Origin of the sequence: Streptomyces sp. NPDC002057 (assembly GCF_040296665.1) — a bacterium.
Lineage (GTDB): Bacteria > Actinomycetota > Actinomycetes > Streptomycetales > Streptomycetaceae > Streptomyces.
On record NZ_JBEOXR010000001.1, the window covers coordinates 286728 to 301765 of the forward strand.

19 protein-coding genes and 1 tRNA gene are annotated in these 15038 nt (G+C 70.3%); 6 read left to right on the forward strand and 14 right to left on the reverse strand.

Going from position 1 to position 15038, the window contains the following annotated elements; all coding sequences use genetic code 11:
• The first annotated feature begins 84 nt into the window (after nucleotides 1-84).
• Together ABT129_RS01300 and ABT129_RS01305 are read left to right on the forward strand one after the other, a co-directional pair.
• Nucleotides 85-687: an MBL fold metallo-hydrolase gene (locus ABT129_RS01300; RefSeq protein ID WP_351895068.1), complete on the forward strand. Its 603-nt coding sequence runs from the start codon at nucleotides 85-87 to the stop codon at nucleotides 685-687.
• Between the two features lie 126 nt (nucleotides 688-813).
• The gene (locus ABT129_RS01305; protein ID WP_351895071.1) at nucleotides 814-1173 is read left to right on the forward strand and encodes a hypothetical protein; all 360 of its coding nucleotides are present in this window, start codon (nucleotides 814-816) and stop codon (nucleotides 1171-1173) included.
• Between the two features lie 79 nt (nucleotides 1174-1252).
• On the opposite strand, the gene ABT129_RS01310 is transcribed toward ABT129_RS01305, so the two are convergent.
• The 9 genes from ABT129_RS01310 to sigJ all read right to left on the reverse strand — a co-directional run bounded on the left by ABT129_RS01310 (nucleotide 1253) and on the right by sigJ (nucleotide 6892).
• Nucleotides 1253-1516 (reverse strand): SCO5918 family protein, encoded by a 264-nt coding sequence (locus ABT129_RS01310; RefSeq protein WP_351895073.1) that lies wholly within the window; start codon nucleotides 1514-1516, stop codon nucleotides 1253-1255.
• Between the two features lie 170 nt (nucleotides 1517-1686).
• Nucleotides 1687-1890: a cold-shock protein gene (locus ABT129_RS01315; protein WP_030210008.1), complete on the reverse strand. Its 204-nt coding sequence runs from the start codon at nucleotides 1888-1890 to the stop codon at nucleotides 1687-1689.
• A 443-nt stretch (nucleotides 1891-2333) separates the two neighbouring features.
• A complete protein-coding gene (locus ABT129_RS01320) occupies nucleotides 2334-2810 on the reverse strand; it encodes an iron chaperone (protein WP_351895075.1) in 477 nt (158 codons plus the stop codon).
• A gap of 70 nt (nucleotides 2811-2880) precedes the next feature.
• The gene (locus tag ABT129_RS01325) at nucleotides 2881-3510 is read right to left on the reverse strand and encodes a glyoxalase (RefSeq protein WP_351895077.1); all 630 of its coding nucleotides are present in this window, start codon (nucleotides 3508-3510) and stop codon (nucleotides 2881-2883) included.
• A 5-nt stretch (nucleotides 3511-3515) separates the two neighbouring features.
• Nucleotides 3516-3962, reverse strand: a complete 447-nt coding sequence (locus ABT129_RS01330; protein WP_351895080.1) for a helix-turn-helix transcriptional regulator — start codon at nucleotides 3960-3962, stop codon at nucleotides 3516-3518.
• 31 nt (nucleotides 3963-3993) lie between these two features.
• Complete coding sequence (locus ABT129_RS01335; RefSeq protein WP_351895082.1) at nucleotides 3994-4404, reverse strand: VOC family protein; 411 nt, start codon at nucleotides 4402-4404, stop codon at nucleotides 3994-3996.
• A gap of 117 nt (nucleotides 4405-4521) precedes the next feature.
• Nucleotides 4522-5076, reverse strand: coding sequence for a DUF5994 family protein (locus tag ABT129_RS01340; protein ID WP_351895084.1), 555 nt, complete (start codon nucleotides 5074-5076; stop codon nucleotides 4522-4524).
• A gap of 205 nt (nucleotides 5077-5281) precedes the next feature.
• On the reverse strand, nucleotides 5282-5779 hold the full coding sequence (locus tag ABT129_RS01345) for a hypothetical protein (RefSeq protein ID WP_351895087.1): 498 nt from the start codon (nucleotides 5777-5779) through the stop codon (nucleotides 5282-5284).
• A 162-nt stretch (nucleotides 5780-5941) separates the two neighbouring features.
• Complete coding sequence (gene sigJ, locus ABT129_RS01350) at nucleotides 5942-6892, reverse strand: RNA polymerase sigma factor SigJ (RefSeq protein WP_351895089.1); 951 nt, start codon at nucleotides 6890-6892, stop codon at nucleotides 5942-5944.
• 172 nt (nucleotides 6893-7064) lie between these two features.
• Between sigJ and ABT129_RS01355 the strand changes: the two genes are divergently transcribed.
• Complete coding sequence (locus ABT129_RS01355; protein ID WP_351895090.1) at nucleotides 7065-7469, forward strand: hypothetical protein; 405 nt, start codon at nucleotides 7065-7067, stop codon at nucleotides 7467-7469.
• Nucleotides 7470-8082: 613 nt separating this feature from the next.
• On the opposite strand, the gene ABT129_RS01360 is transcribed toward ABT129_RS01355, so the two are convergent.
• Together ABT129_RS01360 and ABT129_RS01365 are read right to left on the reverse strand one after the other, a co-directional pair.
• A complete protein-coding gene (locus tag ABT129_RS01360) occupies nucleotides 8083-8742 on the reverse strand; it encodes an SMI1/KNR4 family protein (protein WP_351895092.1) in 660 nt (219 codons plus the stop codon).
• A gap of 199 nt (nucleotides 8743-8941) precedes the next feature.
• A tRNA-Gly gene (locus ABT129_RS01365) sits at nucleotides 8942-9012 on the reverse strand.
• 402 nt (nucleotides 9013-9414) lie between these two features.
• Between ABT129_RS01365 and dcd the strand changes: the two genes are divergently transcribed.
• Nucleotides 9415-9990 carry a dCTP deaminase gene (gene dcd / locus ABT129_RS01370; protein WP_351895094.1) on the forward strand — a complete coding sequence of 192 codons (576 nt, stop codon included), beginning with the start codon at nucleotides 9415-9417 and terminating at the stop codon, nucleotides 9988-9990.
• Nucleotides 9991-10003: 13 nt separating this feature from the next.
• Nucleotides 10004-10501, forward strand: coding sequence for a phosphoribosyltransferase (locus ABT129_RS01375; RefSeq protein WP_351895097.1), 498 nt, complete (start codon nucleotides 10004-10006; stop codon nucleotides 10499-10501).
• A gap of 65 nt (nucleotides 10502-10566) precedes the next feature.
• Here ABT129_RS01375 and ABT129_RS01380 read toward each other — a convergent pair whose 3' ends face one another.
• Nucleotides 10567-11451: a Yip1 family protein gene (locus ABT129_RS01380; protein ID WP_351895099.1), complete on the reverse strand. Its 885-nt coding sequence runs from the start codon at nucleotides 11449-11451 to the stop codon at nucleotides 10567-10569.
• A 175-nt stretch (nucleotides 11452-11626) separates the two neighbouring features.
• Between ABT129_RS01380 and ABT129_RS01385 the strand changes: the two genes are divergently transcribed.
• Entirely contained in the window at nucleotides 11627-12127 is a 501-nt protein-coding gene (locus ABT129_RS01385; RefSeq protein ID WP_351895101.1) for a hypothetical protein, read from the forward strand.
• A gap of 57 nt (nucleotides 12128-12184) precedes the next feature.
• On the opposite strand, the gene ABT129_RS01390 is transcribed toward ABT129_RS01385, so the two are convergent.
• Nucleotides 12185-14440: a (Fe-S)-binding protein gene (locus ABT129_RS01390; RefSeq protein ID WP_351895104.1), complete on the reverse strand. Its 2256-nt coding sequence runs from the start codon at nucleotides 14438-14440 to the stop codon at nucleotides 12185-12187.
• 107 nt (nucleotides 14441-14547) lie between these two features.
• Nucleotides 14548-15036 (reverse strand): sugar transferase, encoded by a 489-nt coding sequence (locus tag ABT129_RS01395; RefSeq protein WP_351895106.1) that lies wholly within the window; start codon nucleotides 15034-15036, stop codon nucleotides 14548-14550.
• Between the last annotated feature and the right edge of the window lie 2 nt (nucleotides 15037-15038).

A 15038-nucleotide genomic window follows, 5' to 3' on the forward strand; every position in this document is an offset into this window, starting at 1 on the left:
CGGACGAGACCGCTGGCACGATTCCCGCGATCAGTGGCAGCACGGCCACTCGTGAAGACGCCCGCCCCGCAGAAGACTTGGGGCATGACACACCACGACGACGCACCGAGCGCCCGCACCGCCACCTACACCATCCTGACCACCGGCTACACGCTCTCCACGGGCCCCGGGGTCGCCGCCACCGTCTCCTACGTGCGGGACGGCGACCGGCACGTGATCGTCGACCCCGGCATGGTGGCGAGCCGCGACCGGATCCTCGGCCCGCTCGCCGAACTCGGCCTCGGCCCCGACGACATCACCGACGTCGTGCTCAGCCACCACCACCCCGACAACACCATGAACGTCGGCCTCTTCGGCCGGGCCCGCGTCCACGACCACAAGGCGATCTACGAGAACGACCAGTGGACCGACCGCGACGCGGAGGGCCACGAGCTGGCCCCGTCGCTGCGGCTGATCCGTACCCCCGGCCACAGCCCCGAGGACATCACCCTCCTCGCCGGAACCGACGCGGGCGTCGTCGCCTTCGTGGGTGACCTCTGGTGGCGGCCGAACGGCCCGGTGGAGGACCCGGTGGCGCCGGACCACACCGTCCTGAAGGACTCGCGCCTGCGTGTCCTCGCCACGGCCGACGTGATCGTCCCGGGCCACGGCCCGGCGTTCCCGGCGGACGACACGGCACCGCTGTAGCGGGTACGGGGCCGCGACCGGCCCGGGGCCCGGCGGCGATGACGGGCGGCGGCCCGTCGGAGGTACCCGGGACGGCGGTCACCGGAGGGGGCGCCCGGGGAGGGGTGCCGCCTAGAATCGACTTCCATGTCGAAGCCTGACGAGCTGCTCGTTGACATTGCCGCCACGGTGGAGTCCGGGCAGAGCAATCAGATGTCCCTCACGGTGGTCGCGGGGGGTGTGGTCCTCACCGGCCGACTGGCCCCGGAAGCCCTGTGGAGACAGCGCGTGTCGGAGGTCCTGACGGACTCCCCCCGGCTGGGCGAGTTCTCCGGCGTCTTCAGCCCCTCCGCACGGAAGGAAGGGCCACCCACCCACCTGCACTTCCACCTCGCCCGGATCCTCCAGGGCACGGTGGGCATCCCGGAGACCGGCGGGATGTACCGGGTCGCCCTCGAGGACGTGAGCGCCTGGACGGTGGGCGACTTCAGCTACTTCGACCACTGACCCCGCGCGCGGCGCGGCGCGCCCACCCGTACGGCGCGGTGAGCCACGTTCGGGGCGGGCCGGGCCCGCCCCGGGTCCGTCAGAAGGTCGTCCCGGAGGGCTCGTCGGCGGAGACCGTGGTGCAGGTGAAGCCGAGGCGGGTCATGGCGCGGACGACCTCGCCGGCGCTGAAATCACGGCGGTCCTGGCGGGTGACGACCTCGCCCACCTGCTTCACCGGGTACTGACGACGGCCGATGGTGACGACGTCACCGACGGCCGGCTCGGGCTTGACGCCCTTCATCGATTCGAGGACACCGGCCTTGGTCAGCTCGAACGGGAAGCGGGCGATGACACAGCGCATGGTGACTCCTGCGGAGAGTGGTCCAGGGGAGAGGGTCCAGAAGGGGGCCGGGCAGATTTTCCGCAGCCGACATGAGGTGCTTGGTACTAAGAGGTACAAAAAACTGAGGCCCACACCCCAAAGGTGCGGGCCTCAGCTCGTCAACTCGTGCTACGCGTCAGCGCCTGGTTTCAGGCGGGGACGATGTTCTCGGCGGTCGGGCCCTTCTGGCCCTGCGCGATGTCGAAGCTCACCTTCTGGCCTTCCTGCAGCTCACGGAAGCCCTGGGCGGCGATGTTCGAGTAGTGGGCGAAGACGTCGGGGCCGCCACCGTCCTGCTCGATGAAGCCGAAGCCCTTTTCCGAGTTGAACCACTTCACGGTGCCAGTCGCCATGCCAAATTCTCCTTCGGGGCAGTGCTCGGAGCCCACACCTTGTGTGCTCCGTGTCGCTGCGATGATCGCCCCGCCCGGAAAAAGCCCGGAAATGAAAAAGGGTGCCCACAGCCGGAAAGACCGGTAGGGCACTCGTACGTTCGGGACCCACAACTGCAACTGATATCGACACTAGCACGATGGGGGGAGAAGCGCGGGGTGAAAGATTTCGCGCACAGCCATCCCGTGTGTTTACATGACAAATTTTCACCTCGCGTCGCTTCGAATTCTCCCTCGGCGATCTCGGATATTCGCCTGCGCGGGGCGAAGCTTCGCGGGGCCCCGGCGGCGGCGTCCCGGCGGGCAGGGGCGCGGCGGGCCGGGGCGGCGCGGCGGGCCCGTCCGGACCGCCACGCCCAACACCCCTGCCCACACCGCCCCTTGGGTCACTCCTCACCGACCGTTCAGCCTGCCGCCTTCACGATGAGCGCGGCGATCCGTGCCTCGTCGTCGGAGGTGAGCTCCGTCAGGCCGTAGCTGGTCGCCCACATGGAGCCCTCGTCGAGGTGCGCCAGGTCGCTGAAGCCGAGGGTGGCGTACCGCGTCTTGAACTTCTGCGCGCTCTGGAAGAAGCAGACGACCTTGCCGTCCCTGGCGTACGCGGGCATCCCGTACCAGGTCTTGGGGGCGAGGCCCGGGGCGTGCTCCTTCACGAGCTCGTGGATCCGCTCGGCGAGGACGCGGTCGGCGTCCGGCATCTCGGCGATCTTCGCGCGCACCTCGGTCTCCCCGTCGGCCTTGGCCGACCGCGACCCGCGACGCGCGGTCTTCTTGAGCTCCTGGGCGCGCTCCTTCATCGCGTCGCGCTCCTCCTCGGTGAAGCCGTCGTACTTCTCGCCGCCGGTGGGGGTGTTCCTGGCGGACGACCGGGTGCTCGACATGGCGGAGTTCCTCTCGGACGTGCGGGGGCTGGGGGCTGGAGCGGGGCTGGAGCCGGGAAGAGCGGCCGGATCAGGAGGTGACGGCGACGGAGGCGGCTTCCCAGGCGAACCCGTCCGGGTCGGTGAAGGAACCGCCGTCCTCGCCGCCGAGGACGAGCCGGTGGGACCCCTCGCCGTCGACGGGGACGCCGACGTCCTTGGCGAGGGCGCGGCGCCCGTACAGAGCGAGCTTGACGGGGCTCTCCGGGGCCGCGGCGAACTCGACGTACTTGCGGCCGAAGCTCTTCGCGACGGTGAGGCCCCGCCCCACGTAGAACTTCCTGCTCTCGGCGACGTCCGCGGTCCCGAGGAGGAGGACGAACGCGTCGACACGGCCGGTGACCGGGCCGGTGTCCTTCTTCTCGGAGGTCGCGACCTTCCAGATGGTGCCGTCCGGGGCCCGCACGACACCGCCGTAGCCCCAGAAGGACTTCGACGCCGGCTTGAGCGAGGTGGCGCCGGCGTCCAGCGCGGCGTCGAGCAGGTGCCGCACGTCGGCCGGCCGGGACACCGTGAGCGAGAGCGAGAACCCGCGGAAGCCGGTGGCCGGGGCGTCCGTGGCGCGGAGGCGGACATGGGCGCCCAGGCCGGAGGCGGAGTAGAAGCGCTCGGCGGCCGGGAGGTCGGCCACCTCCAGGGTGACTGCTGCGATGGCGTTCATGGAATTCACGCTAGGTGCGGGGCGGGTACCGGTGCTTCTCGATTCCTGACCGGTCGGGTGACCTGTTTCGCCACGCACGACGGCAGGCCGGCCTCGCCGTCCGCGACCCGGCGCCGGTAGACGCTGGGGGGTACCCCGACGAGCTCGGTGAAGCGGGTGCTGAAGGTGCCGAGCGAGGAGCAGCCGACGGTGAAGCAGACGTCGGTGACGCTGAGGTCGCCCCGCTGGAGCAGGGCCATGGCCCGCTCGACGCGCCGCGTCATGAGGTAGGAGTACGGCGACTCGCCGTAGGCCTGCTTGAACTGGCGGCTGAGGTGCCCGGCCGACATGCTCACGCCGCGGGCGAGCGCCTCGACGTCCAGCGGCAGCGCGTACTCCCGGTCGATCCGGTCGCGAACGCGGCGCAACCGCGCGAGATCACTCAGGCGGTGCGCCTCGGTCAGTGCGCTCATCCACGCAGGATGACACATGGGGGTGATCCTTTCAGCGGAGCTCCTGGAAGCGGACGAGGTTCCCCGCGGGGTCACGGAAGGCGCAGTCGCGCACGCCGTACGGCTGCCGGGTCGGCTCCTGGACGACCTCGGCGTCCCCGGCCTGCAGCTTCTCGAAGGTGCCGTCGAGGTCGGGGGTGGCGAGCAGGATCCAGCCGTAGGTGCCCTTGGCCATCATCTCGGCGATGGTGCGCCGCTCGGCCTCGGTGATCCCCGGGTCGGCCCCGGGCGGCGCGAGCAGGATCGACGTACCGGGCTGCCCGACGGGCCCGACGGTGATCCACCGGGTCCTGCCCTGCCCGACGTCGCCGCGGACCTCGAAGCCGAGGGTGTCGCGGTAGAAGGCGAGGGAGGCGTCGGGGTCGTCGTGCGGGAGGACGGTGGTGTGAATGGTGATGTCCATGCCCACAAGCTAGTTGGGCCGGAGCACCCCCGCTTCTCGATTCCTGACGAATCAGGCGGGAACGCCCCGCCGCCCCGCCGTGCTCCGGCCGGTGGGGCGGTCAGGAGCTCCGCGGACTCACCTCCGCCGCCGCCCGGGCATCGGGATCATCCGCGCGCCGACGACCGGGTGCCGGAGGGGCGGCGGGGCGGACCCGCCATCGGTCTCCCACGCCTCCTCGCCGCTGCGGGCGTCCCGCGTGCGGCGGCCGGTCGCGGCCTCGTCGGACAGCAGGGCACCGGCGGCCCGCACGCCGCCGGGGAGGGCGGCGGCGGCCATCAGCCGTGCCGCGGCGGCGGGTTGGGTCTCGGGCGGTATCACCAGCAGGTCGCAGCGGCCGACCGCGTAGGAGAGCAGGATCATCGTGTCGGGATCCTGTTCCGCGAACCAGCCGACGTGCAGGGTGTGCCCGGTGACGGGCACCTTGTGCGGGACGACGGGCCAGCGCGCGGGATTCACGGTGACGCGCGTGATGCGCCCGTAGCGCCCCTCCAACGCCGCGCACAGAGCGGGAAGTTCGGCTTCGAGAACGCGTGAACGGGGCCACCAGCCGCCGTCCAGCGGGCCGGAGGGCGCGGTCCTCGGCGTCAGCGACAGACGCGCCGCGAGCGGAGGAGCGGGGGCGGAGGTCATGATCGCGGACCCGTCCCCGGGCCGCCCGGAGCGGCCCGGTGTCTTGATCGCCGGAAACGACGTCCGCGTGGGAGCGGGTGTTCGAGTGACTCCCGGTGTCTCCAGCCTACTCCGCGCCGACCCCGGACGACGGGTCCCGACCGGGTGGTTCCCCTCCTCGGGACCCCCTCCCGCTCCCGCCCCGGCACCGCTGCCGATGCCCGCGTCACCCCCCGACCGGGCAGTCCCGCAGGGAGAGTTCCGCGACGGCGGCGTCCTGGACCTGTTCGAGGCCGGCGATGTAGGGCGGGGTGTCCGGCAGGGGGGTGCAGAACGTGACCTGGGCGGTGAGGAGGTCGTCGTCCAGGCCGCCCAGCGACAGCGACACGTAGGCCCGCACCGCGTCGTCGCCGAACTGCTCCCCCGCCGCCCGCAGGCAGTCGGCGGCGTACGCCAGGCAGCGGCGCAGCAGCACGCTCGCGCGGGCGTCCGCGGCGGCCGGCTCGGCGGGGAGGTCGTAGTCCGTCATCCCGCGGCCGTTGACCGTCGTCTCCTCCGCCAGGCGGTCGAAGTGGGAGCCGTCCGGATCGGTGCGGAGGTCGGTCAGCACCCGCGCACCGCTCCCCGTCACCGACCAGCCGCGCTCGACGACCTCCCGGAACATGGGGGGGACGTCCGACGAGGAGAGGCCGGTCAGGTCCACCTCCGTCAGGAGCTTCCTCATCCACTGGTTGGTGCGCACGTCTACCCTTCGCCGAGTGCGGCGAGACCCTTCCTGATGCCCGCGATGAAGCGGGGGTTGTTGCCCACGGCCCTCTCGACGCTCGCCGGGGACGAGCGCAGGGACTAGGGCGGGGGCACGGCCCTGCCCCCGCCCTCCTGCCGGTCAGCTCTCCCCGTACTCCGTCCACGGGCGGAGCTTCTCCGGGTTGCGGACGGCCCAGATGCGGGTGACGCGGTCGCCGGTGAGGTCGAACGCCGCCACGGTCACGGTGACGCCGGAGTGCTGGGCGACCAGACCGGGCCGGCCGTTGACCGTCCGCTCCAGGAGGGTCAGGCCGGGGGCCTTGTCGGCGATGTGGATGAGGTACTGGGCGATCTGCTCCCCGCCCTCGACCGGGCGCAGCACGGTGCCGACCATGCCGCCGCCGTCGGCGGTCATCGTGGCGTCGGGGTCGAGGAGGTCGACGAGTGCCCTGATGTCCCTGGCCTGCCAAGCCTCCTTGAAGTCCCGCACCAGACCGGCCTGCCGGGCCGTCGCGGCCTCCGGGGCCCGCGCCGCCTGGACGCGCCGGCGGGCCGAGGACGCCAGCTGCCGGCAGGCCGCGGGCGTCCGGCCGACGATCTCGGCGATCTCGGCGAAGGGGTAGCGGAAGACGTCGTGCAGGATGAACGCCACGCGCTCGGCCGGTGTCATCGCCTCCAGGACGACGAGGAAGGCCATGTTCACCGACTCGTCGAGGGTGATCCGGTCGGCGGGGTCGACCGGTTCGGCGCCGCCGTCGGCCCGTCCGCTCATCCACTCCGTGCGGTCGGGCAGCGGCTCGGGTATCCACGCGCCGACGTACCGCTCGCGCCGGGCCCGCGCCGAGCCGAGCACGTCCAGGCAGACGCGGCTGGCCACGGTCGTCAGCCAGGCGCCGGGCGACTCGATGGCCTGCCGCTGCTGCCGTGACATCGCGTACCAGCGGGTGTAGGTCTCCTGTACGGCGTCCTCGGCCTCGGCCAGTGAACCGAGCAGCCGGTAGGAGAGGTTGATCAGCTGGCGCCGCTCGTCGACGACCGCGCTGAGATGCGGCTCGAACGGGTCGTGCCCTGCCTCGGATGGGGTGCTCATGGTCCCGGCCGCTCCCTGGTTCTTCTCGTCCGCTTCGGCTCTCGGTACTTCGACGAAACACCGCACCGGATTGTGAGCCCCGCCCGCCGCCTCACATTTCGCGGGGCCGCGTCGTCGGAGAGTCGAGACACCGACGATCCACCGCCGCGAGGCAGAAGAGGGGGGCCGCGCCATGGCCACGCAGACGACGGCAGCACCGGTCAGGCTCACGTTCGTGCAGGTCGCGATAGCCCTGCAGACCGTGACCCTCTTCTTCCAGGCGGCGACCGCCGGACTCCTGCTGTCCACGTCGTACGGCGGGCTGCTGCACGACGTGGGTTCCCGCGTGATGTACGGGGCGTCGATGCTGTACGTGCTCGCCGCCGTCCTTGCCTGGCGCCCGGGCGGCGGCTCCCCCCGCCCCATCCTGTACGCCTCCGGCTTCCTCGTCCTCGCCTCGGTCCAGGTGGTCCTGGGCATCGCGCACATGCCGTCGCTCCATGTCCCCCTGGGCATCCTGATGTTCGGCCTGAGCATGGTGGAAGTGGGCCAGGTGCTCTCCACCCACCTCTCGCACCGCACCAACACCCGGCGGTAGCGACCGCCCGCCCCGGACAACGACGAAGCCCCAGGTCTCTGACCTGGGGCTTCGTGAATGAGCGGATGACGGGAATCGAACCCGCGCCATAAGCTTGGGAATCACCGAAGCTCAGGTTGATCATCACGCCCCTGACCTGCGGGAACGTTCTCATGGGCGGCACGTGACGGTGATCCGGCCGTACCCGTTCTGACCGCTGTTCAACGCTCCGAAGGGCACGCTTGGGGCACGGTCGGCTGAACCTGAACGGACAGGTTCTCCCCCGGGAATCGAGCCGCGTCCCTATTGCGTCGCGTCGCAGCTCTCGCAGCGACTCATGGCCGCCCGCTCGGTGTTGCCTTGGGTGGCGCGGAGCGGGCTGGAGGGCGCGAGGCGGCGCCAGGCCCCGGGTGATGGGGTGAGCACCCAGCCGTAGCGGGGTGGCCGGATATCGGCCGGGACGATGTGCATGCAGCCGGGAAGGTGGGCCTTGCCGCTGGCGTGGATGATGATCGCGGCTGCCGGCCAGCCCTCCCATTCGCTGGTGGGTGCGCTGCTGCGCGGTGCGGGCGGAGCGCAGTCCGCGCAGTTGTGCATTTCGTGGCGTTCGCAGTACCGCATCGTCGTCACCCTGTCAGGTATCGAGCCGTTGCTCGGTGCGCTCGAGCCAGCTTCGGTACCAGTGCGCGAAGTCATGTCCGGTCGGCTCGATCCCCCGGTCCATCGGTCTCAGATCCTCCCAGATGGCCCCCCGGTGCGGGCCTGACATCACCAGCAGCGACGTGTAGCCGCATCCCTGCTCGCTGAGGAACACCGCGCCCGCTTCCTGCGCGTCGTACAGCTCCTCGTAGCGCGCGTCCCAGGCCGCGTGAGCATGATGGAACTCCTCGTCGGTCGCGAAGGCGTCCTTCTCGGGCTCCTGAGCGTCGAGCGCGTCGAGCTCACCCTGCAGCACCTCGGCCACGAAGGGCCGCCCGGCGAACTCGGCGGTGGTGGGCTGGGCGGAGAACGCGAGCCCGATGCCGCGCCACTGCCACCCACCGTCGCCCAAGGACGGTGTCATCAGGCCGTAGTGAGGACCGGCTCCACCTGCTCCGACATGGAGGAGAAAGCTCCGGTACTGCGCGGGCAGACCGACGCCCAGCTCCACCTCCAGCGCCCGGAGCTGCTCCTCGCTCATGACCGGACCGAGGCGAAAGCCGTGCTCCCGCGCGCCGAAGACCTTGTCTGCTTCAGGGTGTTCGGCGAGCCGGAGAACCCGCTCCCTCACCCCCACCCACGTGACCTCATTCATGGACACACGCTAGTGAGACACGCACCGCACCGACACGGGGTTTATCCCCGGAGCGAGAATGCTCGGCGCACGCTGTCCTCTGCCGCGGCCGGCGTGATCGCTTGCGACGGGGGAAACAGGTCGGCCGACCCGCCGACCATACGCGCTGAGAGATCTGTACGACGAAGCCCCAGGTCGCTGACCTGGGGCTTCATAGAAGAGCGGATGACGGGAATCGAACCCGCGCTATAAGCTTGGGAAGCTCATGTTCTACCATTAAACTACATCCGCACAACGGCCGGATGAACCGTGCCGCATCGTTGCACACTGTACCCCATGCGCCACTTGAGCCGAAGTTCGTGCCTCGGCGTGTGCGGAGTGCCGTCTGGAGGGTGTCCCCTTCATCCCCTAATGTGGCTGCTCGTCCACCGCATGTGTAGGGGAAGGGACTTGATGGGTCCGATGGAGCGCACCGTCGTCCGTTGTGCCGAGGGGCATGTGTTCAGTACCGCTTCGTTCCCGCTGCAGCAGCTCGGGGCCGGGCGTATCGGGCCGGGGCGGCTCATCCGGTGTCCGAGGTGTGCGCGGCTGCGGCACGCGGTGCCGGTGGAGACCGGGCGGCGCTGACGGGTGCCCGGGGCGCGGGCCCCTGCCGATTGGGGCAGGTCCGCGCCCTCTGCGTATCGTGGGGGCGTGCTTCTCTCAGACAAGGACATCCGGGCCGAGATCGATGCCGGACGGGTGCGCATCGACCCGTACGACGAATCCATGGTGCAGCCCTCGAGCATCGACGTGAGGCTTGACCGCTTCTTCCGGGTGTTCGAGAACCACCGCTACCCCCACATCGACCCCGCCGTCGAACAGTTCGATCTGACCCGTGAGGTCGAGCCGGAGGGGGACGAGGCCTTCATCCTCCACCCCGGCGAGTTCGTGCTCGCCTCGACCTACGAGGTCATCACCCTCCCGGACGACATCGCCTCGCGGCTGGAGGGGAAGAGCTCTCTGGGGCGGCTGGGGCTCGTGACGCACTCGACCGCCGGTTTCATCGACCCGGGTTTCTCCGGCCACGTGACGCTGGAGCTGTCGAACCTCGCCACCCTGCCGATCAAGCTCTGGCCGGGTATGAAGATCGGGCAGCTGTGCCTGTTCCGGCTGAGCTCGCCCGCCGAGTTCCCGTACGGGAGCGAGCGGTACGGCTCCCGGTACCAGGGCCAGCGGGGGCCGACGGCCTCCCGCTCGTTCATGAACTTCCATCGGACCCAGGTGTGAGGCGGTCGCAGGCATGAGTGAAGTACGCGAGAACCTGACGTACGAGGGTTTCGGGCGCGCCATCCGCGAGCTGGCGCAGACCGTCGCGGACGACGGTTACGAGCCGGACGTCGTGCTGTCCATCGCCCGCGGCGGTGTCTTCGTCGCCGGCGGTCTGGCCTACGCCCTGGACTGCAAGAACATCCACCTCGTGAACGTGGAGTTCTACACCGGCGTGGGCACCACGCTGGAGATGCCGGTCATGCTGGCGCCCGTGCCGAACGCGATCGACTTCAGCGACAAGAAGGTCCTGATCGCCGACGACGTCGCCGACACCGGCAAGACGCTCAAGCTCGTCCACGACTTCTGCGTCGACCACGTCGCCGAGGTCCGCTCCGCCGTCATCTACGAGAAGTCCCACTCCCTCGTGAAGTGCGAGTACGTTTGGAAGAAGACCGACGAGTGGATCAACTTCCCCTGGTCGGTCGAGCCGCCCGTGGTCAAGCGCGAGGGCCAGGTCCTCGACGCCTGAGCCCGCCCGGGACATGGGAAGAGGGCCCCGCCGTGTGCCGGCGGGGCCCTCTCCGTCGTCCGTCCCTACAGCGTGCCCAGCTTGATCAGGCTCAGCAGGGCCACCAGCTGGATCGCCGACGCGCCCAGCGCCTTCGGCCACGGCAGGTCGTGCGAGCGGCTCACCATGACGGTGAAGAGCGCTCCGGCCGCCAGCCAGGTCAGCCAGCCGATCACCTGGACGATGCCGTTCTCGCCGCCCAGGAAGAGGGCGAAGACCAGTCGGGGCGCGTCCGTGATCGACATGATCAGCATCGACAGGCCCACCGTCGGCTGCCAGGCCCCGTCGCCGCCGAGCTGGCGCGCGAGCGTGTGCGTCACCGCGCCCAGGATCAGTCCGCCGACGACGAAGCCGAGGGCGGTCATCAGGACGTACGGGATCGCCGTCGACAGGGTCGCGTCGATCGCCTCGTCGCGCGCCTTGTCGAAGCCGAAGATGGCGAGGAGCCCGTACAGGAAGGTGACGATCAGCGCCGGGCCCCAGACGGCGTGGTCCCGCATCCGCAGGAACGTGTCCGCCGGGCGCAGCACGATGCCGCTCAGGAGGGCCTTCCACGGCAGCCGGGGGCCCGTGGGGACGGGGGCGGCGCCGGGCCGGTGGGTCGAGGCGTCGCCGTAGGGGTCGTCGACGCTGAACATCTGGGTGTGGCCCGGGTTGTTCGCCGTCGCCCCCTGCGGGTGCTGCGGCCGGCCGTACGGCTCGCCGAAGTACTCCGGCTCTCCGTAGGACTGCTGCTGCCCGCCGCTCTGCTGCTGCCCGTACGGGGCCGGGCCCTGGCCCGGGCCCTGCTGGGGCCACTGCTGCTGCGGGTACGGCGGCGGGGCCGCGTTGTGCCCGTACGGCGCCTGCTGCGGTTGTTGGTGCTGCGGGGGGCGGTTGTCCCGGCCGCGTCCGTTCCTGAATCCAGCCACGTCGTCGAACGTACCCGCTTCAGCCGCGCGGGTGCTCCTCGGGCCGCTGCTTGCCACTGAGCTGTGACATCCCCTAGGGGGAAAGGCCGGGCATCCGTTACAAATCTGACGTATCACCTCAATGTCGTACTCGTAGCTTCGGAGATGTCAGCGACCCGAGCAAGGAGCCCTTCCGATGCGTGGCACCCGTCGTTCCGTTCGTACCGCCGCCGTCGCCACCGGGGCGGTCGCCGCCCTCCTCCTGCCGGCCGCCGGAGCCTTCGCCGCCGGCGGGCCGGAGCAGGTTCCGGGGGCCGGTGCCGCGAGCGACCGGCCGACGCCGACCCCGACCCCCAAGCCGACCCCGACGGCCACCCCCGCCCCGAAGCAGAAGCCCGGGCCGGCCGCGCAGCAGGCCTCCGCCCGGGTGACGCTGCCCGACGGGAACACCGCCCGGTTCTACAAGAGCGCGTCCTGGCCCCGCGTCGAGATCAGCCGGCCGAACGGCCACGCCGTCGCCACCCTCGACCCGAGGCATCCGGCCGCCGGTCACCACGGCTGGACGTACCGGCTCGTCGACGCCGGCGGGCACCGGTACGAGCTCGCCGCCATCGACACCCCGAAGCAGGGTGCCGGCAGCTCGGTCTACGACTTCTGGGGCAGGCTCGTGGGGGCGTACGTCGCCGAGAAGGCCTGACGACGCGGAAGAGGGCCGCCCCGCGATCTCTCGCGGGGCGGCCCTCTCAGGTCCGGGTCAGACGGCCGGTTCCGGCTCCTCGGCCGGTTCCGGCTCGGGGTCGACCGGGGTCTTCACCGATTCGAGGAGCAGCTGGGCCACGTCCACGACCGTGACGGACTCCTTGGCCTTGCCCTCGTTCTTCTTGCCGTTGACCGAGTCGGTCAGCATGACGAGGCAGAACGGGCAGGCGGTGGAGACGATGTCCGGGTTGAGGGACAGGGCCTCGTCGACGCGCTCGTTGTTGATGCGCTTGCCGATCCGCTCCTCCATCCACATCCGGGCACCACCGGCGCCGCAGCAGAAGCCGCGCTCCTTGTGGCGGTGCATCTCCTGCTGGCGCAGGCCGGGGACGGCGGACATGATCTCGCGCGGCGGCGTGTAGACCTTGTTGTGACGGCCCAGGTAGCACGGGTCGTGGTAGGTGATGAGGCCGTCGACCGGGGTCACCGGGACCAGCTTGCCCTCGTCGATGAGGTGCTGGAGCAGCTGGGTGTGGTGGATGACCTCGTACTCGCCGCCGAGCTGCGGGTACTCGTTGGCGATGGTGTTGAAGCAGTGCGGGCAGGTCGAGACGATCCGCTTCGCCGACTTCGGCTTCTTCGTCTCCGGGTCCTCGTCGTCCTCGCCGAACGCCATGTTCAGCATCGCGACGTTCTCCTGGGCGAGCTGCTGGAACAGCGGCTCGTTGCCCAGGCGGCGGGGTGAGTCACCGGTGCACTTCTCGTCGCCGCCCATGATCGCGAACTTGACGCCCGCCATGTGCAGGAGCTCGGCGAAGGCCTTGGTGGTCTTCTTGGCCCGGTCCTCCAGGGCGCCGGCGCAGCCGACCCAGTAGAGGTAGTCGAACTCGGAGAGGTCCTCGACGTCCTTGCCGACGATCGGGACCTCGAAGTCGACCTCTTTGGTCCACTCGACGCGCTGCTTCTTCGCCAGGCCCCAGGGGTTGCCCTTCTTCTCCAGGTTCTTGAGCATCGTGCCCGCCTCGGACGGGAACGCGGACTCGATCATCACCTGGTAGCGGCGCATGTCGACGATGTGGTCGATGTGCTCGATGTCGACCGGGCACTGCTCGACGCAGGCGCCGCAGGTGGTGCAGGACCACAGGACGTCGGGGTCGATGACGCCGTTCTCCTCGGCGGTGCCGATGAGGGGGCGCTCGGCCTCGGCGATCGCCGAGGCGGGGACGTCCTTGAGCTGCTCCTCGGTCGCCTTCTCGTTGCCCTCCATGTCCTTGCCGCCGCCGGCGAGCAGGTACGGGGCCTTGGCGTGCGCGTGGTCGCGCAGCGACATGATGAGGAGCTTGGGGGAGAGCGGCTTGCCGGTGTTCCAGGCGGGGCACTGCGACTGGCAGCGGCCGCACTCGGTGCAGGTGGAGAAGTCGAGGATGCCCTTCCAGGAGAACTGCTCGACCTGGGAGACGCCGAAGACGGCGTCCTCGGCCGGGTCCTCCCAGTCGATCTCCTTGCCGGCCGTCGTCATCGGCAGGAGCCCGCCGAGGGCGGTGGAGCCGTCGGCGTTCCGCTTGAACCAGATGTTCGGGAAGCCGAGGAAGCGGTGCCAGGCGACGCCCATGTTCGTGTTGAGCGAGACCGTGATCATCCAGGTGAAGGACGTGACGATCTTGAGCGCCGCGACGAAGTAGGTGAGGTGCTGGATCGTGCTCAGGTCGAGGTTGTCGAGCAGCGCGATCAGCGGGTACGAGGCGAAGAAGCCCGGCTCCCAGCTCGTCACGTGGTGCTGGACGCCTTCGAGGGCGCGCAGCGTCATGATGCAGAGGCCGACGATCAGGATGACGGCCTCGACGAAGTAGGCCTGGCCCGTCTTGGAGCCGGTGAAGCGGGACTTGCGGCCCGCCCTGGTCGGCTTGCTGAGCTGCCGGATCACGATGAGGGTCACGATGCCGAGGACCGTCATCAGGCCGAGGAACTCGGTGAAGATCTCGTACGGCAGCCAGTCGCCGATGATCGGGATCAGCCAGTCGGCCTGGAAGAGCTGGCCGAAGGCGTTCACGATCGTGAGGAGCAGCGAGAAGAAGCCCACGGCCACGAACCAGTGCGCGAAGCCGACGATGCCCCAGCGGTTCATCCGGGTGTGGCCGAGGAATTCCTTGACCAGGGTGACCGTGCGCTGGGTGGGGTCGCCGGTGCGGGTGCCGGCGGGCACGGGCTGCCCGAGGCGCACGAACCGGTAGATCTGCACGGTGGCACGGCCGAACAGCGCGACGGCCACCACCGTGATGGCGATCGACACGATGATCGCGGCGAGTTGCATGAGGGGCTCCTCGGGCGGGCCTACTAAGCGGTAACTTATGGAGTCCGTGCTGAGATTACCCGTTCGGGGCCCCGTGCTGTAGCGGCGCTCGCGGTGATCTGTGTCGCTCAGGCAAACCTTGCCGCGCGCCGCCTGCGGACTGCTGGAAGCGTACGCGCCAGGATCGACAGATCCATCCCCAGCCAGTGGTGGTCCACGTAGTGGAGGTCGAGCAGCTCGCGCTCCTCCCACGGCAGGTCCGAGCGTCCGCTGATCTGCCACGGGCCGGTGAGCCCCGGTCGTACGGAGAGCCGGCGGCGCCCCTCGCCCGCGCATTCGCGGTGGGAGGGGGTCAGCGGACACGGCCCGACCAGCGACATCCGGCCCCCGACGACGTGCAGGAGCAGCGGCAGGGCGGCCAGGGGGCTCCTCGTGCGGAAGGTCAGCATCGTGAAGGGTCGCCCCCCGAGTCCGGCCACCGTGCGGCGGCGCAGCACGCCCCGGCCGGGGGTGGCCCCGCCGAGCGCGACCGAGAGGGCGACGGCGGCGAGGAGCGGGGACAGTGCGACCAGGAGGGCGAGCCCGCCCACGACGTCGAACGTGCGCTTGGCCGTCATTC